The 24,853-nt window shown below is 66.1% G+C and carries 26 protein-coding genes, 1 tRNA gene and 1 pseudogene; 19 read left to right on the forward strand and 9 right to left on the reverse strand.

The genetic code is table 11. The features are described 5' to 3' along the window. Positions 1 to 7: 7 nt before the first annotated feature. Both GWG54_RS12700 and GWG54_RS12705 read right to left on the reverse strand, forming a co-directional pair. Entirely contained in the window at positions 8 to 445 is a 438-nt protein-coding gene (locus GWG54_RS12700) for a hypothetical protein (protein WP_167938124.1), read from the reverse strand. Positions 446 to 472: 27 nt separating this feature from the next. Then, positions 473 to 865 (reverse strand): 30S ribosomal protein S6e, encoded by a 393-nt coding sequence (locus GWG54_RS12705; RefSeq protein WP_167938125.1) that lies wholly within the window; start codon positions 863 to 865, stop codon positions 473 to 475. 106 nt (positions 866 to 971) lie between these two features. Here GWG54_RS12705 and GWG54_RS12710 point away from each other — a divergent pair, with 106 nt between their 5' ends. Next, the gene (locus GWG54_RS12710) at positions 972 to 1,250 is read left to right on the forward strand and encodes a hypothetical protein (protein ID WP_167938126.1); all 279 of its coding nucleotides are present in this window, start codon (positions 972 to 974) and stop codon (positions 1,248 to 1,250) included. Positions 1,251 to 1,300: 50 nt separating this feature from the next. Then, positions 1,301 to 2,005 carry a TetR/AcrR family transcriptional regulator gene (locus tag GWG54_RS12715; protein WP_167938127.1) on the forward strand — a complete coding sequence of 235 codons (705 nt, stop codon included), beginning with the start codon at positions 1,301 to 1,303 and terminating at the stop codon, positions 2,003 to 2,005. A 237-nt stretch (positions 2,006 to 2,242) separates the two neighbouring features. On the opposite strand, the gene GWG54_RS12725 is transcribed toward GWG54_RS12715, so the two are convergent. Beyond that, positions 2,243 to 2,977, reverse strand: a complete 735-nt coding sequence (locus tag GWG54_RS12725) for a helix-turn-helix domain-containing protein (protein ID WP_167938128.1) — start codon at positions 2,975 to 2,977, stop codon at positions 2,243 to 2,245. 88 nt (positions 2,978 to 3,065) lie between these two features. On the opposite strand from GWG54_RS12725, the gene GWG54_RS12730 reads away from it, so the two are divergent. From GWG54_RS12730 to GWG54_RS12750, 5 genes and pseudogenes are all read left to right on the forward strand, one after another. Further along, on the forward strand, positions 3,066 to 4,178 hold the full coding sequence (locus tag GWG54_RS12730; RefSeq protein ID WP_167938129.1) for an MBL fold metallo-hydrolase: 1,113 nt from the start codon (positions 3,066 to 3,068) through the stop codon (positions 4,176 to 4,178). A gap of 3 nt (positions 4,179 to 4,181) precedes the next feature. Next, positions 4,182 to 5,471 carry an MFS transporter gene (locus GWG54_RS12735; protein ID WP_167938130.1) on the forward strand — a complete coding sequence of 430 codons (1,290 nt, stop codon included), beginning with the start codon at positions 4,182 to 4,184 and terminating at the stop codon, positions 5,469 to 5,471. Between the two features lie 258 nt (positions 5,472 to 5,729). Next, positions 5,730 to 5,897 (forward strand): annotated as a pseudogene (locus tag GWG54_RS20880) (MBL fold metallo-hydrolase); the annotation flags it as partial. Positions 5,898 to 6,066: 169 nt separating this feature from the next. Continuing rightward, positions 6,067 to 6,612: a hypothetical protein gene (locus GWG54_RS12745; protein WP_167938131.1), complete on the forward strand. Its 546-nt coding sequence runs from the start codon at positions 6,067 to 6,069 to the stop codon at positions 6,610 to 6,612. Between the two features lie 3 nt (positions 6,613 to 6,615). Then, positions 6,616 to 7,125, forward strand: a complete 510-nt coding sequence (locus tag GWG54_RS12750) for a hypothetical protein (protein WP_167938132.1) — start codon at positions 6,616 to 6,618, stop codon at positions 7,123 to 7,125. Positions 7,126 to 7,266: 141 nt separating this feature from the next. On the opposite strand, the gene GWG54_RS12755 is transcribed toward GWG54_RS12750, so the two are convergent. Beyond that, a complete protein-coding gene (locus GWG54_RS12755; protein WP_167938133.1) occupies positions 7,267 to 7,776 on the reverse strand; it encodes a plasmid pRiA4b ORF-3 family protein in 510 nt (169 codons plus the stop codon). Between the two features lie 103 nt (positions 7,777 to 7,879). Between GWG54_RS12755 and GWG54_RS12760 the strand changes: the two genes are divergently transcribed. From GWG54_RS12760 to GWG54_RS12785, 6 genes are all read left to right on the forward strand, one after another. Next, positions 7,880 to 9,109 carry an MBL fold metallo-hydrolase gene (locus tag GWG54_RS12760; protein WP_167938134.1) on the forward strand — a complete coding sequence of 410 codons (1,230 nt, stop codon included), beginning with the start codon at positions 7,880 to 7,882 and terminating at the stop codon, positions 9,107 to 9,109. Between the two features lie 79 nt (positions 9,110 to 9,188). Next, positions 9,189 to 9,737 (forward strand): flavodoxin domain-containing protein, encoded by a 549-nt coding sequence (locus tag GWG54_RS12765; protein WP_167938135.1) that lies wholly within the window; start codon positions 9,189 to 9,191, stop codon positions 9,735 to 9,737. Between the two features lie 167 nt (positions 9,738 to 9,904). Next, positions 9,905 to 10,309 (forward strand): hypothetical protein, encoded by a 405-nt coding sequence (locus tag GWG54_RS12770; protein ID WP_167938136.1) that lies wholly within the window; start codon positions 9,905 to 9,907, stop codon positions 10,307 to 10,309. A 31-nt stretch (positions 10,310 to 10,340) separates the two neighbouring features. After that, complete coding sequence (solA, locus tag GWG54_RS12775) at positions 10,341 to 11,468, forward strand: N-methyl-L-tryptophan oxidase (RefSeq protein WP_167938137.1); 1,128 nt, start codon at positions 10,341 to 10,343, stop codon at positions 11,466 to 11,468. Between the two features lie 93 nt (positions 11,469 to 11,561). After that, positions 11,562 to 12,998, forward strand: a complete 1,437-nt coding sequence (locus GWG54_RS12780; protein WP_167938138.1) for an amidase — start codon at positions 11,562 to 11,564, stop codon at positions 12,996 to 12,998. A gap of 247 nt (positions 12,999 to 13,245) precedes the next feature. Next, the gene (locus GWG54_RS12785) at positions 13,246 to 14,586 is read left to right on the forward strand and encodes an RNA-guided endonuclease TnpB family protein (RefSeq protein ID WP_167938139.1); all 1,341 of its coding nucleotides are present in this window, start codon (positions 13,246 to 13,248) and stop codon (positions 14,584 to 14,586) included. A gap of 52 nt (positions 14,587 to 14,638) precedes the next feature. Here GWG54_RS12785 and GWG54_RS12790 read toward each other — a convergent pair whose 3' ends face one another. Then, the gene (locus tag GWG54_RS12790; RefSeq protein WP_167938140.1) at positions 14,639 to 15,559 is read right to left on the reverse strand and encodes an LLM class oxidoreductase; all 921 of its coding nucleotides are present in this window, start codon (positions 15,557 to 15,559) and stop codon (positions 14,639 to 14,641) included. A gap of 137 nt (positions 15,560 to 15,696) precedes the next feature. Next, complete coding sequence (locus GWG54_RS12795; RefSeq protein WP_167938141.1) at positions 15,697 to 17,652, reverse strand: aconitate hydratase; 1,956 nt, start codon at positions 17,650 to 17,652, stop codon at positions 15,697 to 15,699. 253 nt (positions 17,653 to 17,905) lie between these two features. On the opposite strand from GWG54_RS12795, the gene GWG54_RS12800 reads away from it, so the two are divergent. From GWG54_RS12800 to GWG54_RS12825, 6 genes are all read left to right on the forward strand, one after another. Continuing rightward, positions 17,906 to 18,388 carry a deoxyuridine 5'-triphosphate nucleotidohydrolase gene (locus GWG54_RS12800; RefSeq protein WP_167938142.1) on the forward strand — a complete coding sequence of 161 codons (483 nt, stop codon included), beginning with the start codon at positions 17,906 to 17,908 and terminating at the stop codon, positions 18,386 to 18,388. Positions 18,389 to 18,551: 163 nt separating this feature from the next. After that, positions 18,552 to 19,016 carry a copper resistance protein CopD gene (locus tag GWG54_RS12805; RefSeq protein ID WP_167938143.1) on the forward strand — a complete coding sequence of 155 codons (465 nt, stop codon included), beginning with the start codon at positions 18,552 to 18,554 and terminating at the stop codon, positions 19,014 to 19,016. Positions 19,017 to 19,098: 82 nt separating this feature from the next. Continuing rightward, complete coding sequence (locus GWG54_RS12810) at positions 19,099 to 19,530, forward strand: hypothetical protein (RefSeq protein WP_167938164.1); 432 nt, start codon at positions 19,099 to 19,101, stop codon at positions 19,528 to 19,530. A 121-nt stretch (positions 19,531 to 19,651) separates the two neighbouring features. Beyond that, positions 19,652 to 20,551: a phosphogluconate dehydrogenase (NAD(+)-dependent, decarboxylating) gene (gene gnd, locus GWG54_RS12815; protein ID WP_167938144.1), complete on the forward strand. Its 900-nt coding sequence runs from the start codon at positions 19,652 to 19,654 to the stop codon at positions 20,549 to 20,551. Between the two features lie 104 nt (positions 20,552 to 20,655). Then, positions 20,656 to 20,970, forward strand: a complete 315-nt coding sequence (locus GWG54_RS21180; RefSeq protein WP_167938145.1) for a HalOD1 output domain-containing protein — start codon at positions 20,656 to 20,658, stop codon at positions 20,968 to 20,970. Between the two features lie 69 nt (positions 20,971 to 21,039). Continuing rightward, a tRNA-Arg gene (locus GWG54_RS12825) sits at positions 21,040 to 21,112 on the forward strand. A gap of 129 nt (positions 21,113 to 21,241) precedes the next feature. On the opposite strand, the gene GWG54_RS12830 is transcribed toward GWG54_RS12825, so the two are convergent. The 3 genes from GWG54_RS12830 to GWG54_RS12840 form a co-directional block, all read right to left on the reverse strand. After that, positions 21,242 to 23,011: a Na+/H+ antiporter NhaC family protein gene (locus GWG54_RS12830; RefSeq protein WP_209438427.1), complete on the reverse strand. Its 1,770-nt coding sequence runs from the start codon at positions 23,009 to 23,011 to the stop codon at positions 21,242 to 21,244. A gap of 301 nt (positions 23,012 to 23,312) precedes the next feature. Then, positions 23,313 to 24,554 (reverse strand): hypothetical protein, encoded by a 1,242-nt coding sequence (locus GWG54_RS12835; RefSeq protein WP_167938146.1) that lies wholly within the window; start codon positions 24,552 to 24,554, stop codon positions 23,313 to 23,315. A 78-nt stretch (positions 24,555 to 24,632) separates the two neighbouring features. After that, positions 24,633 to 24,821: a hypothetical protein gene (locus tag GWG54_RS12840; protein ID WP_167938147.1), complete on the reverse strand. Its 189-nt coding sequence runs from the start codon at positions 24,819 to 24,821 to the stop codon at positions 24,633 to 24,635. Between the last annotated feature and the right edge of the window lie 32 nt (positions 24,822 to 24,853).

The raw sequence follows: 24,853 nt of genomic DNA on the forward strand, positions 1-24,853 counted from the left end.
CGTTCCATCACTCCGGGTCCAGCCCGCTCGCGATGTCGCTCAGGCTGTCGCTCGGCGGTTCTCGGGCGTCGTAGAAGTTCGTCTCGCCGGGTTCGCGGAGCCCGTAGAGAAAGTCGGATTCGACGACGTCGATCAGCACCGACCCCCCCGAACGGATGCCGTGGTCGTCGATCCACTCCTCGAGGCGATCGGCTCCCTCGCCCGGGTTCCGGGCGAGCTCCGGGGTATCGTAGACGCCGGGAACGGAGAGTTCCTCGCCCGTGAGCGCGCGCTCGACGCGGGCGAACCGTTCGGTGCCGTCGAGGTCGATTCGGACGACCTCGTCGGGGACGAACGCGTCGCGGTCCTCGGCCGGAACCTCGAGTTTGCTTCCCGTCGCGGTCTCCGTACGCGTCGAGCGGACGGTCCGAACCGACGGATGATCGCTCGAGACTCTGTCTGCCATCGGTGAGTAGAGAAAACGGCGGGGTCGTTACTCGTCGTCGTCGCCCAGCAGCTCGTCGATATCGCTGCTACCGGACTCGACGACCGAGGCGTTGATCTGTGCGACGGCGTCGGAGACCTCGCTGCCGCGAACGGTGACGCGTCGACGCTCGCCGTCCCGGGTGGGCTTGTAGCCGACCTGGCGGCCCTTCATCAGGACCTCCTCGAGGTTTGGCCCGGCGACGTCGGGGTTGAGCGGTCGGCCGGCCTCGTCGGAACCGCCGGTGATCTCGAGGGTGTAGCCGTCGAGACCGACGGCGCCGCCGTCGACTTCCTCGCCGATCGACTTGCCGATGAACCGGTTCGCGTCCTGATCGTCCGCTTCGAGCTGGTAGGTCGACCCGGAGTCCGGATCGCCAACGACGACTGTGAAACTCGCCATGCCCGGTGAAAAACGGCGCGCGCTCAAAAACACATCGAAACACGGCCTCGGATGAGCGCCCGAACGGAGCCGTCGCCGTTTAACGGCTCCGGCGCGTACGTCCCCCGTGAGCGTCGATCCCGACCGACTCGAAGGTCGCCTGCGCGAGGCGTTCGGCGGTACGAGCGGCGGCGCCCGCGTCGTCGCCCGCCAGGCCGCCGACCTCGCCGACGACGGGCGCTACCGGGACGATACCGGCATCCCGCTAACCGACGACGTCGTCGTCGACGAACTCGCGGACGCGCCCGACGGTGGCCCGCCCGAGCGATGGAACTGGTGGATGGGGTCGCTCGAGATCGCCTTCGGCGGCTACGAGCCCTTCGGGGTGCGACGGTACCGTCCGTAGCGGCGTCGAACCGAAACCCCCTTTGCCGGTACTGACTAACTAGTCAGTTAGTGACCGATCCGGACGTTCGCGCATCGATCATGCGCGCGACCTACGAGGCGCTGTGCGAACACGGCTACACCGCGCTGACGGCCCAGGATATCGCCGACAGGACCGACAAGAGCAAGTCGCTGCTGTTCTACCACTACGACTCCAAGGAGGACCTGTTGGCGGATTTCCTCGAGTATCTCTTCGAGCGCTTCGAGGAGCGGGCCGCCGAGACGCGAGCGCTCCCGCCGGTCGAACGGCTGGCGGCGTTCGTCGACTGGTTCCTCTACGGCCCCGGAGAAGACGATCGGCAGTCGTTTCACGTCGCGATGCTCGAGTTGCGCACGCAGGCGCCGTACAACGACCGGTTCCGCGAGAAGCTCCGCAAGAGCGACGACCAGCTTCGCGAGATCCTCGAGGAGATCCTCCGGGACGGTCTCGAGGCCGACGAGTTCCGGGAACACGATCCCGAGGAGACCGCGGCGCTGTTGATCGCGGCCTTCGACGGGGCGCGGATCCGCCAGCTGACGAGCGGGCGCGACGCGTACTTACGGCAGGTCCGCGCGGCGACCGCGACGTGGGTGTTCGACGACCTCCTCGCGGAGGGCGCGTCGTTTCCGGCTGATCGCGACCCGAGTACGCTGCCAGGGATCGACCAGCAGCACCGACTCGCCGGCGATCTCGGCGACGACGACCGACCCGACAGCGACGAGCGCGATTGCGAGTGAGCGATCTGCTCCCGTCTGCGAGTGTGTGACAGTATCGTCCTCCACGGGGTTATTCGCAAGGACACGCAAAACGGCGGGACCCTCTTCGCCTGTGGAACCTGCCTCGACTCTCGTGAGATCGCCCCCGACGACCTCAGACTCCGTTCGACGAATGGGTGACTGCCTTCGCATCGTCGAAGGCGCCGACGAAGTGCTGACCGTCGGCTACCGCTACGACGGAGTTGGCACGTAGCGTGGTCAGTCGGCGTTCTGTTCGGGTGTTCGCGGTTGCTCGACGTACAGCGGGTCTTCCGTGGAAGTCGCCGTCACCAACCGTAAGAACTCGCCCGCGTTCGTGAGGAGTTTGTTCTCAGCTTTCCGGAGGTGCTCCTCGTACGTCGATCGGGCTACGGAGGTCCGCTCGGCCAAGTCGCGTAGCGACGTCTTCCGGGGCTGTTCGTAGTACCCGCTCTCGAGGGCCAACCGAAGCGCCGCCAGCTGTCGCTCGGTGAGATCCTCGAAGAGTTGATCGACGGGCGCTAACATGCTGTGCGGGATCTGCTGTTCCTCGATGGCGGTCTTCGAGAGGACGTCGATGTCCCGATCGGATTCGAGGTCCCGAATCAGCGCTCGAACATCATCCTCGTCGAACGCGATCACCGAGTAGTGCTCCCAGCCCTGTCGGTGGATCGTCGGCGGCTGGTACAGGCAGTTGTACTCCTCGAACCGGTCGATGATCGACCCTTCCAGCGAACAGAGACACGACTGCGTGACGACGTGCAGCCCGGAGTCGTCGACCGAGCGGTGCAGAATCGTTCCCAGACTGTCTATCTCCTCGAGCAACTCGTCCGTCGGGGTTTCCGAGGACGTGATCTCGAGCACTTGGCAGTCGCTCAAGTACCACTCGCGTATCGTGAGGTCCGGGTGCCGTTCCGAAATCTCCCGATAGGGACACTCGTGTTTTACCCGGAACGAGGCCTCGTACAGACTCATACGCACTATTCGATCTCTATCCCAATATCCGTGCCGGTCATGACCGGCACTACCCATATGCAGAGACGCCTCTTATCAGGGGACACTGATGCCAGAACTGAATCCGGACGAACTCGGTGCACGACTACGGGCCGACGAGGACGACGTTCTCGTCCTCGACATTCGGCACCAAGCGGACTACGACGAGTGGCATATCCCGGACAGCGTCAACGTCGACGTCTACGACGAACTACAGGACGATCCGGAGATGGCAGGAGATGTCCTCGAAGACCTGCCCGAAGAGAAAGAGATCGTCACCGTCTGCGCCGCGGGAGTCGTCTCGCAGACGGCGACGGACGTCCTGCGAGAGATGGGCTACGACGCCGCGACGCTCACCGACGGGATGAACGGGTGGAGCCGCGTCCATCGAAGCGCTTCCGTCCAGGCCGACCTCGACGGGACGCTCGTTCAGGTCGCCCGACCCGGGAAGGGCTGTCTCTCGCACGTCCTGATTTCGGACGGCGAGGCCGCCGTATTCGATCCCTCCCACTACCTCGACGAGTACGATGCGATCCTGGAGGAGCACGACGCCGACCTCGTCGGCGTCTTCGACACGCACGCGCACGCTGACCACGTCTCCGGCGGCGCGGAACTCGCCGAGCGTCACGACGTTCCGTACTACCTCCATCCGAAGGACGCGCTCGCGATCGACGCTACCCCGGTTGAAGACGAAGCGACGATCGAAGTCGGGAACGTTGACGTCGACGTAATCCACACGCCGGGACACAGCGAGGGCAGCGTCTCGTTCGATCTCGAGGGCGAGGCCCTGCTCACGGGCGATACGCTCTTCCACGAGAGCGTCGGCCGCGTCGAACTCGGCGTCGAAGCCGGGATCGAAGAGTCCGACGTCGAAGCCAACGCCGCAACGCTCTACGAGAGCCTCCAGCGCCTGCTGGATCGGCCGGACGACGCCGTCGTCCTCCCAGCACACGATCCCGGCTCACCAGAGCCACCAGTGACTGCGACGCTCGGTGACGTCAAAGCGCAAAACGCGGATCTCAACCGTGACCGCGAGGAGTTCATCGAGACGCTCGCCTCGGACATCCCGGACCATCCGCCGAACTTCGAGCGCGTCAAGCGCACGAACGTCGGACAGGAGGACGTCCCCGACGAGGAACTGTCCGAGCTCGAACTAGGTCCCAACCGCTGTGCAGCCGAGTAATCGATGAGCGGACAAACTGACTTGAAACAGGGCATTCGCGAACACCTCGGACAGTTCTCGCTGCACGTCCTGCTGGTGTTCGCGACGGGGCTGACGATCGGCTCTGAGCGCACGGTCGTCCCCGTGCTGGGCGAGGAAGTGCTCGGCGTCGAGTCGTTTTTCGTCATCGGCTCGTTCGTCGTCTCCTTCGGCTTCGTCAAGGCGCTGCTCAACCTCTATGCCGGCAAGTGGGGCGAGGAGTACGGCCGCAAACCGGTGCTCGTTCTCGGCTGGCTCACCGCCCTGCCGATCCCGGTGATTCTCATCTATGCGCCGAGCTGGAGCTGGATCACCGTCGGGAACATCCTGCTGGGGATCAACCAGGCACTGACCTGGAGCATGGCGATCAACGCCAAGATCGACCTCGCGGGTCCCGACCAGCGCGGGCTCGCCGTCGGTATCGACGAGGCCTTCGGCTACACCGGCGTCGCCGCGGGCGCGTGGATCACCGGGGTCATCGCCGGCCAGACCAGTCTCCGGCCCGAGCCGTTCTACTTCCTCGCGGCCGTCGTGGTGCTGGCGTTCCTCATCTCGATCTTCCTCATCAAGGAGACGGTCCAGCTCGCGCAACTGGAGGGCGACGACGACCACCACGACGCGAACCTCCCGTTCAACGAGGTGCTGAAGCGGGCGACCTACGGCGACAAGACGCTGTTCGCGGCGGCCCAAGCCGGCCACATCGAGAACTTCGTGGACACGCTGTTCTGGATCGCTGTCCCGCTGTATCTCACGAGTCAGGGCCTCGCGATCGAGGCCGTCGGCGTCGTCGTCGGCGTTCACAGCGCGATGTACTTCCTCCAGATCGGGACCGGCGGTCTCGCTGACCGCATCGGTCGCCGGCCGCCGGTCGTCGTGGGAATGTTCATCGCCGGTGTCGGCGTCCTCGGGATGGTATTCGTCGAGAGCTACCTCCCGTGGGCCGTCCTGGCCGGCGTCTCCGGTCTGGGGATGGCGCTGCTCTACCCGAACCTGATGACGGTCCCGAGCGACGCGGCTCACCCGACGTGGCGGTCGGCAGGCATGGGCGTCTACCGGATGTGGCGTGACTCGGGCTACGGCGTCGGCGCGATCCTGATCGGCCTCACGATGCAGTTCGTGAACACCGAAGCTGCGTTCTACATGACTGCAATCCTAATGTTCATCTCGGGGGCAGTCGTGTTCCTGTGGATGGAAGAGACCCATCCCGACTTCGGTACCCACGAACCCCCAGCACCTGCTCAAGAAGCCCCGAGACAAGTCACGTCCGAAGATTGAATTACACTACTTTGTGACCTCCCACCCTACCGCTCGCCTGACGGCGCGCTTGAGGGGAGCGTGAGACCGAAGGTCTCACGGACCACGCGAACGGGCGCTTCACGCCCGTGAGCAGATGGGGATTCCTGCTTCGAGGCGATTTGATGCTGACTGTCGTGAGAGTGGGGACCGAACGACGCGACGCCACCGGAGACGGTCTCGAGACCCTCGTTTCGGTCAACCGATGGCGTCAACGGCATGGACAGCTACGTACCGACGATGGATATTCGGTTTCTGGGCGGTGCGGGAGAAGTCGGCCGGAGCGCGATCCTGGTCACCGATTGCCTCCCGCTCGACTACGGGGCGAAGTCGGGAACCCCGCCGCAGTTCCCGGGCGACGCCGCTCCCGACGCGATCGTGGCAAGCCACGGCCACCTCGAAAACGTATCGCCGAGCAGAACACGGCGGTTATAACGACGAGTGGGATGTCTGGAAACGAAGACCCGCTAGCGGTCGCCGGTTGACGAAGGGCATTCAATATAAATAGGTCACTATATTCTGACCGAGGCCAAATTATAATAGATCCTGTCCCGTACCTCAACACAGGTGACAAATCATGGACTCGTGGACTGAAGGACTCAGTACCCGGGAGCGCGTCCGAAAGATCGCGCTCACGCTCACCCGACCTCGGTCAGTCAACTGGATCAAGAACGAAGCAGACGTCGCGTCGTGGGACACCACGAAAGACGAACTCGAGCGACTCGTCGAGTACGGGCAGCTCAAGCGCGTCGAAGACGACAGCGGGATCGAGACGCAGTACCGGTACGGCCCCGACTATCGGCGGCGCTATCTCGACCGCGTGGAAGAACTCGCGGCCGAACATACCAAAGACGAGCTGCGGAACGAAGTCGCAGAGATACAGGAGCAGATCGAAGCGTGGCAGGACACCTACGGCGTGAACTCTCTGAACGAACTGGAAGAGTCCGTGACTGACGCGGACCTGTCGAGCGACGAGATTCGGGAGCGAAACACGGTCATCCGCCGGTGGGAGCGCTCCCAAGAAACGAAGCGTCTCGTCGACCACGCGCTCTCCCTGTACGACGATCTCGAAAGCGTCACCGGTCCCGAGTCCGACCCGCGACCGAGCGAGGCGGCGCAGTAATCGATGGCGTCGCTGTTCGTCTTCCTCGCTCACCGGAGTTTACTCGACCAGCACGCCGCTCACGGTGAGATCCAAACGTGGCTGAGAAACCAGGGCGGGTGCCGCGACGTCCGATACGCGCCGAGTTCGATCCGACGACACGAGGTTTACGCGACGGTCGATCCCGAGGTTCTATTGGGAAAGCCGTATCCCTCGGAGACGGCCGAACTTCGCGTCGAGTTCGAGTTTCCGGACGACGCCGAGTACGATCACTACGAGATTCAGTGGATCGATGGGGAACGGAACTACTCGTTCGGATGGCACCAGGACGAAACCCATCCCGACCTCGGGAAGTGTCACTTCCGGCTCGACTTTCGTGACGAAACAGTTGCTCGGAAACCAGCCGTGTTCCACGACAGCCATCCGGTGAACGTCCTTGAACAGCGGCTCTCGCTCGTCCCGTCGATTCTCGAGTTGGTGGCGTGGGAGAACGACCGACCGGGGCTCTCTCAGTGGCCGTCCAAGGACGTGTGACAGCTATTTCCGGTTGACGAAGGAAATTAGTCAGAACAGGAGATCCAATCTCGAGGGAGCTTGCTATGGAGATCGGTATCGGAAGCGTCACTGATCGCTTGTTCTGCGAGGAGCCGACGCTCGCCGAGCACGACAGCACCGTCACCGACCGGGGTCGTACTGCTCGATACCATCGCCTCGCGCCTCGTCGATCTCGGGGGTCGTATCGTCGATTCGATCGCCGATGATCTCCTTGAGAATCGCGTAGAAGCGCCACTCGTCGCCGTAGTCGTACAGTTGACATCCTCCCCGCCCTAAAGGGCGGGGCTTTCTCCTTGCACCTCCGTAACAGATCCGGTCGCGGTCGTCGAGCCCCAACTGCTCGACCATGTCGCCGACTGTGGTCTCGCCCGCGTTGTGCGTTTCCTCGTCGAATCTCATCGGCTCGCTGCTCGACATCTCTTCGAACTCCTGTGGACACTGATACTTCACGTCGCTACGCCAGTAGTCTTCGTCGGTGCCGATGAACCAGAGGTGTCCCCGGTCGAGCCCTAGTGCGGTGTTGATCGTCGTCTGGAACTCCTCGAGCGTGCGGTCCGATCCGACGACAACGTCTCGCCACAGCGACGTCGGGTCCGGATCGAACTTGACGCGGAAACGGTAGGCCGTCATCCTCGTTTCGTTCTCTCACCACCAACGATAGTGAGCGTTCGGCTCCTAACCGAGGCGAGACGATTCGACGTTGTCAAACGACACGAGCGACTACCGGTCGCTAATGGATATTCGGTTTCTGGGCGGTGCAGGAGAAGTCGGCCGGAGCGCGATTCTGGTCAACGATCGCCTCCTGCTCGACTACGGGACGAAGTCGGGGACCCCGCCGCAGTTCCCGGGCGACGCCGATCCCGACGCGGTCGTGGCAAGCCACGGCCACCTCGACCACGTCGGCGTGATTCCCTCGCTGCTCAGCGGCGACGCTCGCCCGTCGATCCACTGGACGCCGCCGACGCGCGAGTTCGCACTGACGCTCGCTCGAGACACGCTGAAGTTACACGGCGGGACCACGCGGTGTCCCTTTACCGAAACGGACGTCCAGCGAGTCACGCAGGTCTCGAGGACGCACGGCTACCGGGAGTCGTTCGAGGCCGCGGGTCACGAGGTGACGTTCTACAACGCGGGCCACATCCCGGGATCTGCGCACGTCCTCGTCGACGACGGGGAGACTAGACTGCTCTACACCGGGGACTTCCACACCGAGGACCAGCAGTTAGTGTCCGCTACGACCGCCCGCCCCGATGCCGACGTGGTGATCTGCGAGAGTACGTACTCGGACGTCGAACGTGGGGACCGATCCGCTACCGCGGACCGGTTCGTCGAAAGCGTCGAGCGGACGCTGTGGGACGGTGGGACGGTCGTGATTCCCGCGTTCGCGATCGGGCGAACCCAGGAGATGCTGCTGCTCTGCGAGCGACACGACATTTCCTGCTACGTCGACGGGATGGGGAAACGAATCACGGAGATGTTGATTCACCATCCCGAATTTCTCCGCGACGCAGACGCGTTTCGACGAGCGAAGTCTCACGCACGGTTCGTCACAGGACGCGACGGCCAACGCAAACGTATCGCCGAGCAGAACACGGCGGTTATAACGACGAGCGGGATGCTCCACGGCGGCCCCGCGATGACCTACGTTCCCGCTGTCCGCTCCCATCCGACCAACAAGATCACCCTGACGGGCCACCAGGTCGAGGGAACGCCCGGCCGCGAGCTCTACGAGACCGGGAGCGCGGTCATCGACGGGCGCTCGATGCGGGTCAGCGCGCAGGTCGAGCAGTACGACTTCTCCGCGCATGCGGATCGGGCGGGACTCCTCGAGTTTCTTGAGGACTACGCCGACGCCCGGGTGCTCGTCGATCACGGCGATCGCTGCGAGGCCTTCGCCGCCGAACTCCGCGAGGACGGGTTCGACGCGACAGCCCCGGCCCTCGGCGATCGGATCGCGCTCTGAGCGGAACCTCCTGGGGTCTTGATGGGGCTGGGCGTGGGTGGTCGCGTATGTTCGTTCGCACCGATCGGGGTGACCGCTGATGGCGCGGGCGCTCGTCTGCTACGGGACCGGCGAGGGCCAGACCGCGGCCGTCGCCGAGCGCGTGGCCGACGTCCTCGAGAAGGCGGGTCACGACCCGACGCTGGTTCACCTCGCCCACTCGCCGGCCGACCTGGAGCCCGACACCTACGACGGGATCGTCGTCGGCGCCTCGATCCACCGCGGCAGCCACCAGGCGTACGTCGAGACGTTCGTCCGGGAGCACTGCGAGACCCTGAACCGTCGCCCCTCGGCCTTTTTCTCGGTCAGTCTGACAGCGGCCCACGACGACCCCGAGGACCGCGCGCCCGCGGCGGCCCTGCTCGAGGCGTTCCTCGAGGAGACGGGGTGGAAACCCGACGGGACGCTCGCCGTCGCGGGGGCGCTCAAGTACAGCGAGTACGGCCTGCTCGAGCGGTTCGTGATGCGCCGGATCGCCGGACGAGCGGGCGGGGATACCGACACCTCGCGGGACTACGAGTACACCGACTGGGAGGCCGTCGAGTCGTTCGCCCGGGAGTTCGCCGCGTTGCTTCGGAGCGACGCCTGAGGGGCGCTCGGCGACGTCTCGAGACGCGTCGTTCCTCGAGGTCGACGGTCGTCGACGCCGAGGGCGCCACGATCGGAACCGGCGCGGTAGCCCGGGGCGGCTTCCGGAACCGGCACCCGTTGCCGTTCCTGAAACGGCTTTTCCGATCGTCGCCGTCGGGACGACGAATGAGTCCCGACTCCGATCCGGACGACCTCGAGTTGAGCGACCTCGAGGAGGACGCCCTGCACGACCTCCAGCTCGGTATCGAGTACGTCCACCGGGCGTACGGCGATCTCCTCCGGTTCCACCACGAGCTGGGTCACGCGATGGACCGCCTCGGCGACGCCGAGGACCAGCTGCGCGAGGCCGGCCACGAGGAGTGGGCAGACGGCCTGCGCGACGAGCACCTGCCGGCGGGGGCGGTCAGCGACCGCTGGACCTACGAGCTCGTCGAGGAGTTCTCGACGGACTTCCTCGAGGACGTCGACGCCTTCGAGGACGAGGTCCGCGACGGGCTGGCCGACGGACTGCGCCACGTGGCGGAACGCCGCCAGCAGCGTCGGATCCGCGAACGTGCCCGCCGGGAGTAGCGTTTTCGTACCCCTCCCCGTAGACGCCCCCATGAGCGATCGGTACGACGCCATCGTCCTCGGGGTGGGCGGGGTCGGCAGCGCCGCGACCGCCCACCTCGCGGCCCGCGGAGCCGACGTGCTGGGTCTCGAGCGGTACGACATCCCGCACGGCTACGGCTCCTCGCACGGCCGCTCCAGGATGTTTCGGCTCGCCTACGCCGAGGACCCCGCTTACGTCCCCCTCGCGAAACGCGCCGCCGAGCTGTGGGCCGATCTCGAGGACGGGAGCGGTCGCCAGCTGTTCTACCGGACGGGATCGGTCGACGCCGGACCCGCGGACGGCGAGGTCGTGACGGGGTCGCGACGTTCCTGCGAAGAACACGGCCTCGAGTACGAGGACCTCTCGAGTGCCGAGCTGACAGAGCGCTACCCCGGCTACCGGCTGCCGGAGGGGTACGAGGCGATCTACCAGCCCGACGGGGGCTTCCTCGAGCCCGAGGCCTGCACCGTCGCCCACGTCGAGCGCGCCCACGGGGCGGGGGCGACGATCCGGGCTCGAGAACGGGTCGTCGACTGGCGCCCGACGAGCGACGGCGTCCGCGTCGAGACCGACCACGACGGCTACGAGGCCGACCGCCTCGTCGTCACCGCGGGCGCGTGGGCCGGACGGTTCGTCGACGCCCTCGAGTCGGTGCTCGTTCCCGAACGGCAGGTGCTGGCGTGGTTCCAGCCGACCGAGCCCGATCACTTCGACCGCGAGCGGTTCCCGGTCTGGAACATCGAGGTCCCGGAGGGACGCTACTACGGGTTCCCGGTCCACGACGTTCCCGGGTTCAAGCTCGGGCGGTACAACCACCGCGAGGAGACCGTCGACCCCGACGCCTTCGAGCGCGAGCCGACCCAGACCGACGAGCGACTCCTCCGCGAGTTCGCCGAACGGTACTTCCCCGACGGCGCGGGGCCGACGGTGGGACTTCGGACCTGCCTCTTTACGAACACGCCCGACGACGACTTCGTCCTCGATACGCTCTCCGAGGAGCCGCGAGTAGTCGTCGGCGCCGGCTTCTCCGGCCACGGCTTCAAGTTCGCCAGCGTCCTCGGCGAGATCCTCGCCGACCTCGCACTCGAGGGCGAGACCGACCACCCGATCGAGCCGTTCGCGATCGACCGGTTCTGATGGCGCCACCGGACGCCCCTCGAGCCGTCGCGGTTCGTTCGCGGTTGAAGCCGCCGGACCCACGCTTATCCCTCCGTTCGTGTGACGGTCACTATGGGCGGAGATAGCACGCAGTTTTCCGCGGCCGGGATCGCGAGGCGCGTCAGGGACGGCGAGCGCTCCCCCGTCGACGTCGTCGACGACCACCTCGAGCGGATCCGCGAGCGAAACGAACGGACGAACGCGTTCGTGACCGTCGCCGAGGAGTCCGCTCGCGAGGCGGCCCGCGACGCCGAGCGCGCGATCGACGAGGGCGAACCGCTCGGCCCGCTTCACGGCGTTCCCGTCGCCGTCAAGGACATCGACGACGCCGCGGGGATCGAGACGACGTCCGGCTCGCTGCTGCTCGAGGATCGGGTCGCCGACGCCGATACGGCGTACGTCGCCCGCCTGAAGGCGGCGGGTGCGATCGTCGTCGGCAAGACCAACGCGCCCGAGTTCGGCGTGGGGACGACGACGGACAACCGCGTCATCGGCCCGACGAGTACGCCCTTCGACCTCGAGCGCACCGCCGGCGGTTCCTCGGGCGGAGCGGGGGCGGCGCTCGCCGATCGCCTCGTCCCGCTGGCGCCCGGGTCGGACACTGGCGGTTCGATTCGCATCCCGGCCAGTGCCTGCGGCGTCTACGGCCTCAAGCCCACGTACGGACTGGTACCGAACGTCGATCGCCCCAACGCCTTCGCGAGCCACACGCCGTTTTACCACGTCGGGCCGATGACCCGCACCGTCGAGGACGCCGCGCTCGCGCTTTCGGCGATGGCCGGGACCCACCGCGACGACCCCCACTCCGTACCCGCGACCGACGACTACCTCGCGGCCGTCGACCGCCCGATCGACGACTTGCGGATCGCCTACAGCCCCGACCTGGGGGTCTACCCGCTCGAGCCCGCAGTTCGGGAGACGATCGACGACGCCGTCGGCGCCCTCGAGCGGGCCGGCGCGACCGTCGAGGAGGTCGACCCGGAGTTCGGACACGACCGCGAGGAGATCCTCGAGGCGTTCTACGCGATGGCGACGGTCCGCTGGCAGGCGACCCTCGACGACCTCGAGGCGGCGGGATACGATCCACGCGGCGAGGACCGCGACCGACTCCACGACGCCTTCGTCGAGACCGTCGTGGACGCGACGCCGCCGACCGTCCGAAAGCTCACGCGAGCCGACGTCGTCCGATCGCGGATCTTCGACGGCCTGCAGGACCGATTCGAGGAGTTCGATCTGATCGCGTCGGCGACGCTCGCGACGACGCCGTTTCCCCACGGCGAGGCCCCGACGACGATCGACGGCGTCGACGTCAGTCCGCGTCGGGGCTGGGTGCTCACCCAGCCGTACAACCTCACTGGCCACCCCGCCGCGTCGGTCCCCGCGGGGTTCGTCGACGGCCTGCCCGTCGGGCTCCAGCTCGCCGGGGCACGGTTCGGCGACGCCGACGTCCTCGCAGCCAGCGCGGCCCTCGAGCGACGGCGGCCGTGGCGCGATCGGTATCCGGCGTGAGCGTCCGCGAGAGAGACGGCGACCTACCTTTGATAGCGAGAGAGTCCCGCCCTTCCTGTGAGTAACGAGTGTTCCGACATTCGTTGTCGGAACCGAGGAGCGAACAGGGCGGGCGTGAATCGAATCAGTTTCGGTGGCAAACCACTACCAGACTGCCAGGCCTGGGTCTCCACCAGTCGGTATCAGGTTCACTTTCACCCCGGATGGCTGGCCTTCAACACGAGTCAGTTCAAACATCAAAATGGGAATGAAGCGTACCAACATGTTCACAGTGCGACCGCTCTCCGATAGCGGAGAGCAGCTGCTCCGGGACCTGTTGGACGCTTCTGCCGCTCTCTGGAACCAAACCAACTACGAACGCCTCATGCGGTACAACGACGAGGACGGGTATGGCGGCGAGGACGTATGGGACGCCGATACAGGCCAACTTGAAGGCAGGTACAAAGGCGTTCTCGGTGCGTCTACCGCCCAACAGGTGATTCGGAAGAACTCAGAAGCGTGGCGAGGCTTCTTCCGACTCAAAGAGCAGTACTACGATGATTCGGATACGTCGGTCACTGAACACCCCGAGCCGCCGGGCTTCCGTGGCAACGAAGACGACGGGCGGCAACTCAAGACCGTCATTCGCAACACCTCGTACACCGTCGAGTGGGGCGACCGTTCCCGGCTTGAGATACTGGTCGGAAGTGAATTGAAAGACAGATACGACCACACCGGGCGTCTCCGGCTGGAAATCGCTGGTGACCCGAACTGGCCTGACTACGAGAAACAGGGTCGGTTGGACTTGTGGTACGACAAGATTGACGACACGTTCAGAGCTTCGCAACCCGTGACTGTTTCTGACGATGCATGGGACACTCCACTGGCTTCCGAAAAAGCCGCTCTGGACATCGGTGCGAACAATCTCGTCGCCTGTACCACCACGACCGGTCAGCAATATCTGTATGAGGGCCGCGACCTGTTCCAGCGATTCCGCGACACTACACGCCACATTGCCGAGTTGCAGTCGAAACTCGGAGATGGCCGATACAGTAGCGAACGTATTCGGCGACGGTATCGGAAACGGACCCGTCGCCGCGACCACGCACAAGAGGCGTTGTGTCGTGATCTGCTAGACCGACTGTACGCCGAAGGCGTTGATACCGTGTATATCGGCAGGTTAACCGACGTGCTGGAGACACACTGGTCGGTTGAAACCAACGCCAAGACACACAACTTCTGGGCGTTCAGGCAGTTTACCGAACGACTGGCGTGTACAGTCGAGGAATATGGAATCTCGGTTGAGGTTCGGTCGGAAGCATGGACCAGTCAAGAATGCCCGCAGTGTGGGTCCACAGACCGAACGACGCGCCACCAGGACACACTCATCTGTCCGTGTGGGTTCGAGGGCCACGCCGACCTCACGGCGTCAGAGACGTTTTTGGAGCGGCAGACAGATCAAGCAGTCAGGCCGATGGCACGGCCCGTGCGGTTCGAGTGGGACGACCATGACTGGTCAGAGTTACCACGCTCTCATCGTCCCAAAAATCAGCGCACAGACCCGAGTACCGTCCACTTCGACGGGAATGTTGCCTCTAGAGGCTCTTAGACCGACTGAAACTCTCACGGAGGAAACCCCGGCGTTCACGCCAGGGAGGATGTCATAGCTCGGCGAGGATCTCGTCGGCGAACCGCTCGAACGCTCGCTCCCTGTCCTCGTTCTGCAACCCGATGATCGCGTGATCGAGGCCGTAGGACTCGAGCCGACGGAAGTAGTCGCGATACCACTCGACACCGGCCCGGTAGCCCAGGTGCAGTGGCTCGGGTTCTGCCGTCGGATCGTCAGCGAGTTCGACCCGGACCGCGATCGCGAACGGTTTGTCCGCAGTCGCCTCGCGCCACTGTGCGATGTAGCTCTCGAGGGTCGACTCGGGCAGGTGGTAGAACAGCCAGCCGTCGCCGTGCGCGGCGATCCACTCGTCGGTCTGTCGGGAGTTCCCGGTCGGCAGCAGGGGGATCGTCCCCGCCGTCGGCTTCGGGACGACGTCCAGTTCGCCCTCGAGGCTGCCCCACCGATCCTCGAGCTCGGGGTAGTCCTCCGTCCAGACCGTTCGCAGGGCCGCGACGCTCTCGCGGAACAGCTCGCCCCGATTTTCGCGGTCGACGCCGAAAGCCGGGTACTCCGGGTCGCGGTCGCCGGAGGCGACCCCCATCACGAGTCGGCCGTCGGAGAGGCGATCGACCGTCGCGGCCGACTTCGCGACGTGTAACGGGTGACGGAGCGGGAGGACGACGCTCGAGGTGCCCAGCGCGATCTCGTCGGTATGAGCGGCGACGTGGGAGAGCCACGGCCAGGTGTCGAACGTCTGGCCCGCGTCGCCGAACTTCGGCCAGAACGTGGGGACGTCCCGCGCCCAGAGCCCGTCGAACCCTAGCTCCTCGGCGAGGGTCGCGAGTTCGATCTCCGCCTCGTGATCGGGCGTCGAGCGGTTCGCCCCGGTCAGGGGAAAGCCCGCGCCGAAGGTCAGCCCCTCGCGGTCGAACAGCCGTCGGTAGCCTGCGTTCGCGTGCTCGGCGGACATTCGCTCGAGCTATCGGCCGCGGCCACAAGACGCTGTTCGTTCTCGAGCGTCGCCCGGACGTCCGTCGCTCGAGCGTGACGCGGGACTCTCGGCCGGTTCGTCGGCGAAAAAACTGAAGGTCGAAGCGTCGGTTGCGATCAGTCGTCGGCGGGTGCGGCGCCGCCTTCCTCGGCCTGGTCGCGGGTCCAGGAGAGCTTGCCGCCGGCCGCAAGGATCGAGCGCTCGCGCTCGGAGGCGTCGAGCGTCGCGGTGAACTCCTCGCCGTTGACGCGGACGGTGAACTCCTCCTGACCGGAGGTGACGGCGTCGTAGACGTCGTCGACGATCTCGATCTCGTCGCCCTGGTCGATCGACTCGTAGGTGTCCTCGTCGATCGTCAGCGGGACGATGCCGAAGTTGAAGAGGTTCGCGCGGTGGATCCGGGCGAAGCTCTGTGCGAGGACGCCCTCGATGCCCAGATACATCGGGCAGAGCGCGGCGTGTTCGCGCGAGGAGCCCTGACCGTAGTTCTCGCCGGCGACGAGGAAGCCGCCGTCGGCCTCGAGCGCGCGCTCGGCGAAGGTGTCGTCGACGCGGGAGAGGGTAAACTCGCTCAGCTTGGGGACGTTCGACCGGTACATCAGGATGTCCTGGGTCGCGGGGATGATGTGGTCGGTCGTGATGTTGTCCTCCATCTTGAGCAGGGCCTCACCGGAGATGTCGGAGCCGAGCTCGTCGCGGATCGGGACGTCGCCGATGTTCGGGCCCTTGATGAGCTCGTCGTCGACGGCCTCGTCGGGACTGATGAGGTCCGTCTTCGAGCCGTCGTATTCGTCGGGGAGCTCGACGCCGGGCGCCTCGACGTCGTCGAGGTTGCGCGGGTCGGTGATCTCGCCCTCGAGCGCCGCGGCGGCGGCGACCTCCGGCGAGCAGAGGTAGACGTTGTCGTCCTCGATGCCCGAGCGCCCCTCGAAGTTGCGGTTGAACGTGCGCAGCGAGACCGAATCGGAGGCGGGAACGTGACCGATGCCGATACAGGCACCGCAGGTCGCCTCGGAGAAGTTGACGCCGGCGGCCATCATCTCCGCGACCCAGCCCTCGCGGGCGAGCATCTCGGAGGCCTGCTTGGAGCCGGGCGCGACGATCGTCTCGGTCTCCATCGAGGTCTGCTGTCCCTCGAGCATCTTCGCGACAGGGAGGATGTCCTCGTAGCCGCCGTTCGTACAGGAGCCGACGATGACCTGATTGACGTCCTCGCCTTCGACCTCGCTGACCGGAACGACGTTGTCCGGCATCGAGGGCTGGGCGATCAGCGGCTCGAGGTCGGAGAGGTCGACGACGATCTCGTCGTCGTACTCGGCGTCGTCGTCGGGCTGGAGCTCGGTGTACTCGTCGCCGCGGCCGACGCGCTCGAGGTAGTCCTCGGTCTGCTCGTCGGTCGGGAAGATTGACGTCGTCGCGCCGAGTTCGGTTCCCATGTTGGTGATCGTCATCCGCTCGGGCGCGGTGAGCGTCTCGACGCCCGGCCCGGTGTACTCGAGGATCTTGCCGACGCCGCCTTTCACGGAGAGACGACGGAGCAGCTCGAGGATGACGTCCTTCGCGGTGGCCCACTCGGGGAGCTCACCCTCGAGGCGGACGTTGACGACCTCGGGCATCTCGATGTAGTAGGGCGCGCCACCCATCGCGACGGTGACGTCGATCCCGCCGGCGCCGATCGCGAGCTCGCCGAGGCCGCCGGGCGTCGGCGTGTGGCTGTCGGAGCCGAGCAGCGTCTTGCCGGGGGCCGCGAAGTTCTCGCGGTGGACGTTGTGGCAGATACCGTTGCCGGGTCGAGAGAAGTGAGCGCCATATTTACCGGCCGCAGAGCGCAGGAAGCGGTGGTCGTCCGTGTTCTTGAAGTCGAACTGGTAAGTCTGGTGATCGCAGTACTGCGCGGCGATCTCGGTCTGGACCTCGTCCAGCCCCATCGCCTCGAACTGCAGCCACACCATCGTCCCGGTCGTGTCCTGGGTGAGCACCTGGTCGATCTCGATCCCGATCTCCTCGCCGGTCTCGAGCTCGCCCTCGACGAGGTGGTCGTCGAGAATCTTTTCGGTGAGAGTCTGTCCCATAGCATCCGGATTTCGGCTTTCCGGCTTGATAAATCCAGCGTGTTTCTATCGGGAACGACCGTGTCATTTCCGGGCATTCGACGGGGTTTCGCGTAAGTATTGCCTCGCCACTGAACGTTCGTCAGTTCGCGGGCGTCGCCGAAGCGTTCGCCGTCGCGTTCGCCCCACAGCCCCCGCGCGCGTGCCCCGTAACGCCCTGTCACGGCCGGTTCGAACGGATACCCTTTTTTCAGCTCCGGAGCGTACCGACGCTATGTTCCGCTCCGGCGCCTTCGTCGCGGAGTACGTCTCCCCGACGACCGACGACCAGATCCAGCCCAACGGCGTCGACCTCACCCTCGACGTCGTCTTCGAACAGCTCGAGCCCGGTCGAATCGGCCGGGACGGCAAACAGATCGGCGACCGCGTCGCCCGGCCGCTTGAGGAGTTAGAACAGAAGACGCCCGACACCTACTACCTCCCCGAGGGTGCCTACGTCGCCCGCTACGGCGAGCGCATCGAGATCCCGGAGGGCCACGTCGGTTTCGTCTATCCGCGCTCGTCGCTGCTGCGCAACTCCTGTATGCTCAACACCGCCGTCTGGGACGCCGGCTACGAGGGACGCGGCGAGGGACTGTTACAGGTCCACCACGACGTCGAGATCGCACGCGACGCCCGCATCGCCCAGCTCGTCCTCGCCGAGGCTGACCACGAGGGCGCCTACGATGGCAGCTACCAGGGCGAGAACCTCGAGTAGTCGCGACACGCCCGCGGCTCCCCGAGGACGGACCGTCCCGGTCGCGGGGTCGGGCTCGCGGTCCCGCGCGGTTCCGTCCTCGCTCGCCGTCATCGGGGTTCCGGAGCCGCTCGAACCATCCGCGAGTCGGAACGCTGATACCATCCCTCGCTAACCCATCGGTATGGTCGATGTGTTCCTCGCCCAGACGACGCATCTCGTCTTCGCCGCGCTCTGGGCCGGCAGCGTCTTCTACGTCGCGTTCGTCGTTCTGCCGCTAGCTCGGGACGGCGCGTTCAACTCGACGAAGCCGCTCGAGGCCGTCTCGAGCAGGCTGAAGCTCATCTCCCGCGTGAGCGCGCTGGCGCTGTTCGTCTCCGGCAGCCACCTCGCGGGGACCCAGTACACCGCCGAGGGACTGTTCAACACGATCAACGGGCAGTTGGTGCTCGCGATGGTCGCCCTCTGGCTCGTCTTCGCGGCGATCGTCGAGATTGCCGCGAAACGATTCGAGTCGGGGCTCAACGGGAAGAAGCTCCGGGAGCCGGCGGTCGAGGCGCTCCCGCTGTACCGAGCGGGGGCGGCCGTCGGCGTCCTTCTGCTGGTCGTCGGCGGTGCGATCACGTCCAACGCTGCCGCGCTCGTCTGACCGACCTGTACTTTCTTGCTAGATATATTTGAAAAGAAGATTGTTACGAAAGATACTTAGTTAGCTATTGAGAGGTATGTCTATGATGTTCAGGGGCAAAGGAGTGGCCCTCTCGCTGCTCGCAGTCGGGACGGCCGCGGCCGCCGGGTACGTTCTCCAGTCGGACCGCTCGCAGACCGAACCGGGGCGCTCGAAGGCGAATCTCGGCGCGAGGATCGCCGACGAGGTTCCGACGGGCGCGACCGTTATCGACGCGTCGGCGCCCCGGCTCGCCGGAATCCCGGGCGCGCGAACGGCCCTCGAGCGGGCGGTGCGCAACGATGCCCGCGAGGAGTGGGAACACGTCACCCTCGAGCGCGACGGCGCCTGGTCGGTCGTCGACACGATCAGGGACTCGCTGCCGTACTACGAGGCCGACCGCGGCGAGTACAACGGCGTCTACGTCGAACACGACGGGCGGATCGTCGTGCTCGACGCGATCGGGTGGGCCCGCCTCGAGGAACCGCTCCACTGATCGCCGCGACCGCCTTGCGTTTTCCGCGGCGATCGCGGATCGGCTCGTCCCCGCCTCCGACCGTCCGGAGCGGTCGCGACGAACCGCAACCCCTACCACCCAGCCCCGCCCATCCCCGCTCGTGCAACTGGGCGTTATCGGACTCGGACGGATGGGACAGATCGTCGTCGGTCGTGCACTCGAGGCGGGCCACGACGTGGTCGCCTTCGACCTCGACCCGGAGGCGGTCGCGACCGCGGCCGACGCGGGTGCGGAACCGGCCGACTCGGTGTCGGACCTGGCGGACCGACTCGGCGAGGAAAAGCGGATCTGGCTGATGGTCCCCGCTGGCGAGGCCGTCGACGCGACCCTCGAGGACCTCGACTCCCACCTCGGGAGCGAGGACGTCGTCGTCGACGGCGGCAACTCCCACTTCGAGGACTCGGTGCGCCGCGCGGAGGCCTGCTCGGCGGCCTACCTCGACTGTGGCACCTCCGGCGGCCCGGCGGGCGCCGAACTCGGCTTCTCGCTGATGGTCGGCGGCCCCGAGTGGGCCTACGAGGAGTTCGCACCCGTCTTCGACGCCGTCGCGACCGGTCCCGACGGCCATGAGCGAATGGGCGCCGCGGGATCGGGCCACTACGTCAAGATGGTCCACAACGGCGTCGAGTACGCGCTGATGCAGGCCTACGGCGAGGGATTCGAGCTGCTCCACGAGGGGCAGTACGACCTCGACCTCGAGGGCGTGGCCTCGGTCTGGAACAATGGGGCGGTGATCCGTTCCTGGCTGCTCGAGCTCTGCGAGGAGGCCTTCCGCGAGGAGGGCACCGACCTGGGAACCGTCGCCGACCGCGTCGAGGGCGGCTCGACGGGAACCTGGACGGTCCAGGAGGCCCTCGAGCAGGAGGTGCCGCTGCCGCTGATCTACACCGCCCTCTCCGAGCGATTCGGTTCACGGGCCGACGACGGACGGTTCTCCCGACGCCTGGCGAGCCGGCTGCGGTACGGGTTCGGTCGCCACGAGGTCCCGCGACGGGAGTGACCGACACGGCGACGCTCTCCGTCACGAGACGTCAATGTTCCCTGTCATCTCGACGTCGAAATATTGGGTCATCTTCTTTACTCCCGCTCCGTTCACCGCTAGTAGTGACCTCCCAACGACCGACGACGAGCGTGGCCGCAACCGAGGATCGACGAACGAGTACAGCGGTCGTCCAACTGGTCGCTCGCGTCGACGAGGTCGACCCCGTCGCGCTCGAGCCCCTCTACGATACGATCGACCCCGACACGCTGGATTCGATCTGCGACCCCGACTCCGGATTTCAGTCGCTGTCGTTCCGGTACGAGGGCTGGTTGGTCGGTATCGCCGCCACCGAAGGCGGCCTCGAGATCGAACTCTCGGAACCCGCCTCGCCCGACGGCGCGGTCGCCGACGCACCCGATGCCGAGTCCTCGCTGTAGTCGGACTCGAGGCGCGAGTCGACACGAAGAGCAACCGTTATACGATCGGTATCAGTAATTCGGTGTAGAGGGCGTGTAGCTCAGTGGACAGAGTTCTTGGTTCCGGACCAAGATGTCGCGGGTTCAAATCCCGTCGCGCCCGTCGTTCTGCCGCGAGCAAACTCGCGAGCGGCAGCGACGGAAAACGGAATTTGGCGTCTCGCTCGAGTCGCTTCGTTCCTCGAAACGGTGGCGTTCGCGGCCTCCCTCACCTCGAGCCCGCCCGACGGTCTCACGTTGCCAGCGTCGCGAACGCGAAGACCAGCGAGAGGTAGCCCAGAGCCACGAGCACCGCGGTTACGGGGAGCACGTCGAGATGGTCGTACGATCCGTTCGTGGTCGCTTCGGCGCGCTCGTCGTCCCGTCCGAGCGCCTCAACGTCGATCTCCCCGTCGTCGATCGCTCGAGCGGTGGGCATAACCTCGGGGAGGTTCTTGCGGCGGGCGTCGACCTTGTTCAGGGCAAGGACCGCGACGGCGGTGAGGACGAACGAAAGCGGTAGCAGGACGCTCGCGGCGGTGACGCCGACGGCGTACAGCAACAGCGCGACGACGGTGACGCCGGCCGCGGTCATCGCGAACGGAAACTGCGTGTTCACGTGATCGATGTGGTCCGAACCGGAGAAGATCGAGGACATGACGGTCGTGTCGCTGATCGGCGAGACGTGGTCGCCCCAGATCGCCCCGCCGAACAGCGCGCCCGTGAGGACGGGAAGGATCGAGAGGCCGACCAGTTCGTACCCCAGCGGGATCATCAGCGGCGTCACGATCGCCATCGTCCCCCAGGACGTCCCGGTCGTGAACGCGATGAACATCGACGCCCCGAAGATCAACAGTGGAAGGAGCGAACCGGGAATCCCGCTGCCGATCATCACGTCGACGATGAACTCGGCGGTGCCGACCTGCTCGGCGGCGTGGCCGATCCCCCACGCGAGGACGATGATCGCGGCTGCGATCATCATCGTCTTGAACCCGTCGATGACGACGTCGCTCGCCTCCTCGAGATCCATCGTCCCGAACCCGAGGGCGCCGGCCATGCCCACAGCGGTGAACGCGAACGCGCCGTAGAGCAGTCCGAGCGCGACGTCGGTCTCCTGGAACGCGGTCGCGATGTCGACGCCGGGCTCGGAGCCGCCGCCGAGCCACCACATCGAGACGAGGCCGACGACCAAAAGCGTCAGGATTGGGGCGAAGAAGTTGACCAGCGTCGGGTTCCGCTCGCTGGGCTCGCCCACGTCGGTGGTGACGTCCGAAAGCGGCGTGGCGTCCTCGCGGAGCGATTTCTTCTCGGTCCGCGAGCGCCACTCGGCATCGAGCATCGGGCCGTAGAACCGTTGGGTGATCGAGATGAACCCGACCATGAAAAACGCCATCAGACAGTAGATGTTCCACGGGATGCTCTGCAGGAAGAGCCCGAACGCGGTGATTCCCACCTCGTCGGCGGTGAACTGGGCCGCCTCGAAGCCGACGATGATCATCGACACCTGGTACCCGATCCAGTTCGAGACCGGGCCGAACGTCGTGACCGGCGAGGTCGTCGAGTCCAGCACGTACGCGTGCATCTCGCGGGAGCTGTCGTTCTCCTCGGAGAGCTCCCGCGTCGCGTTTCCGGTGACGATCGTGCTGGTGTACGAATCGAAGAAGATGAACACGCCGATGAGCCAGGTGAGAACCTGCGAATCCCGGGCCGTATTCACGCGGTGTCCGATCCGGTTCTGGAGCGCGATGATCCCGCCGGACTTGTAGATGAACGCGGCGCCGGCGCCCATGAACATGATCAGCAGCAGGAACTTGGTGTTGAACGGCGTTCGGACGACCTCGACGAGCCAGTCCATCGAGAGCGCCGTCGCCGAAACGGGGTTCCAGTCGGCGACCATCAGCGCGCCGATCCAGATCCCGGCGAACAGCGATACCAGCACCTGTCGCGTGTACATCGCGAGTGCGATCGCGAGCAGCGGCGGCGCCAGCGACAGTGCGCCGATCGGTAACGATTCGTACGACATACGATCGGAATATTCCGCTATTTCCTTTCAAACCTTCCATATAGTGGGAATTTCACAAACGGTTTGGCTACGTTCGCGCCGCCGTCGACGAGCTCCCTCGAGCCCGGCGGTCGTCGAGTGACGGGCCAAGCTTCAATCCGCTCGAGAGCCTGGTTCGGGTGCCATGAGCGAGAGCAACTCCGACGACGAGAACGAACGGCTCCCCGAAGACGGGGGACGACAGGACGAAACCGACGCCGAGCCCGACGAGGAGGACGACTCGGAGGAGTCGTAAGCGCCTCGAGCGCTCCCGGCTCGGAGCTCAGACCGACTCGCGAAGCGCCCAGACGTCGACGGTCGGCTCGAGGCGGTGCGGCTCGCGGCCGCGTTCGGTGAGGATGCCGACGTGGTACAGCATCGTCTTCAGCTGGAACACCGTCGGCGCGTGGTAGGCGTCGCCGTCCTCGAGGGGCGCCCGGCGGAGTTCGCCCTCGTCCGTCAGCGCGCGCCGCCGGACGGCCTCGTCGCCGCGGACGAACAGCTCCACGGCGAAGGACGGGTGGAGCTCGTGGAGGTACTCGACGAACTCGACGAGCGACGGCTCCCGGTTCCCGTCCCGGTGGAGCGCCTGCAGCTCCGTGACGAGCAGCTCCGTCGCCGGGTACGCGAAGACGATCCGGCGGGCGAGTTGCCCCCACGACGGCGCCAACTCGACGAACCGTTTCCGGGAACGGTACCACTCGGCGAACGCCGCGAGGGCGCCCTCGGCCGTCCCGTAGTTGCGCTTCGCGAAGCGGACGACCTCCCGCCCGAGGGAAGTGAGCTCGATCCCACCCGGGGCGTCCTCGATCAGTCCCAGGAACGCGGCCCCCTGCCGAGCGTCGGCGACGGCGCCGACGACGTCGTACCTCGAGAGCAAAGTCCCGGTGTCGCCGTCGGCATAGTGGGCGATCGGATACCCCAGGTAGTTCTTCGGGTGGTTGAGTCCGAACGATCGGTCTGTGACCCCCTGGGCGCTCGCCTGGAACCGGATCGCTCTCGCCTCCGTCGTCGTCCGCGTTCCGACGACCCGCGGGGCCTCGAGCGTCGCCACCGAACCGTCGGCTTCGATCCCGAGGACGCCGACGTTCAGCTCCCGGGCCAGGGTTCGGTCGGTCTCGGAGACCGCGGGTGCGGGCGCGGCGAGGTAGGCGGCGTTGGCCTCGCCGAGGCGGTCGTACGCCTGGACGATTCCTCGCCGGGCGTCGACGCCGTCGCTCGCGTACCCCTTCGCCTCGACGGCGACCAGCGGGGGCTCGTCGCCGAGCCGTTCGACGGCGACCAGTTCGCGGTCGAGCCGGCCGACACCGACGAGGTCCGGGTAGCCGCCGCCGATCCGGACGTGGTTAAAGGGGGCGAGGCGCTCGCGAACCGTGGGGGCGACGGCGCGGTCGGGGCGCCACTCCTCCCGGGCGAACTGCGTGTCCGCGACCGCGTAAGCGGGGGCGTCCTCGTCCGGAAAGAGTCGTCCCTTCGCGCGGGCCAGCACCTCGGGTTCGGTCAGCGATCCGGCCGCACTGCTCATGGTCTCGCGTCGGCCGTCGCCGACAAGAACGTTCCGGCCGGGAGACAGTCCGAGAGCGCGATAGGAGGGCGAGGACGGCTATGCGTCCCGTCCGAGCCCGACCTCGAGTTCGCTCGCGATCCCGACGCTCAACCCGCCCGTTCCGAGGACCGCCAGCGCGAGGCCCGCGATTCGGAGCGCGCTCCAGGTTTCGAAAAGCGCGAGCAGCCAGAGGCCGGCCACGAGGGCGAGCCCGCCCGCGACGACGACCCCGACGAACCGCTCCATACGGGGGAATCGGGCGCCCGCGTCAAGTATTT

The sequence above is a fragment of the Natronococcus sp. JC468 genome (assembly GCF_012163165.1).
GTDB lineage: Archaea > Halobacteriota > Halobacteria > Halobacteriales > Natrialbaceae > Natronococcus > Natronococcus jeotgali.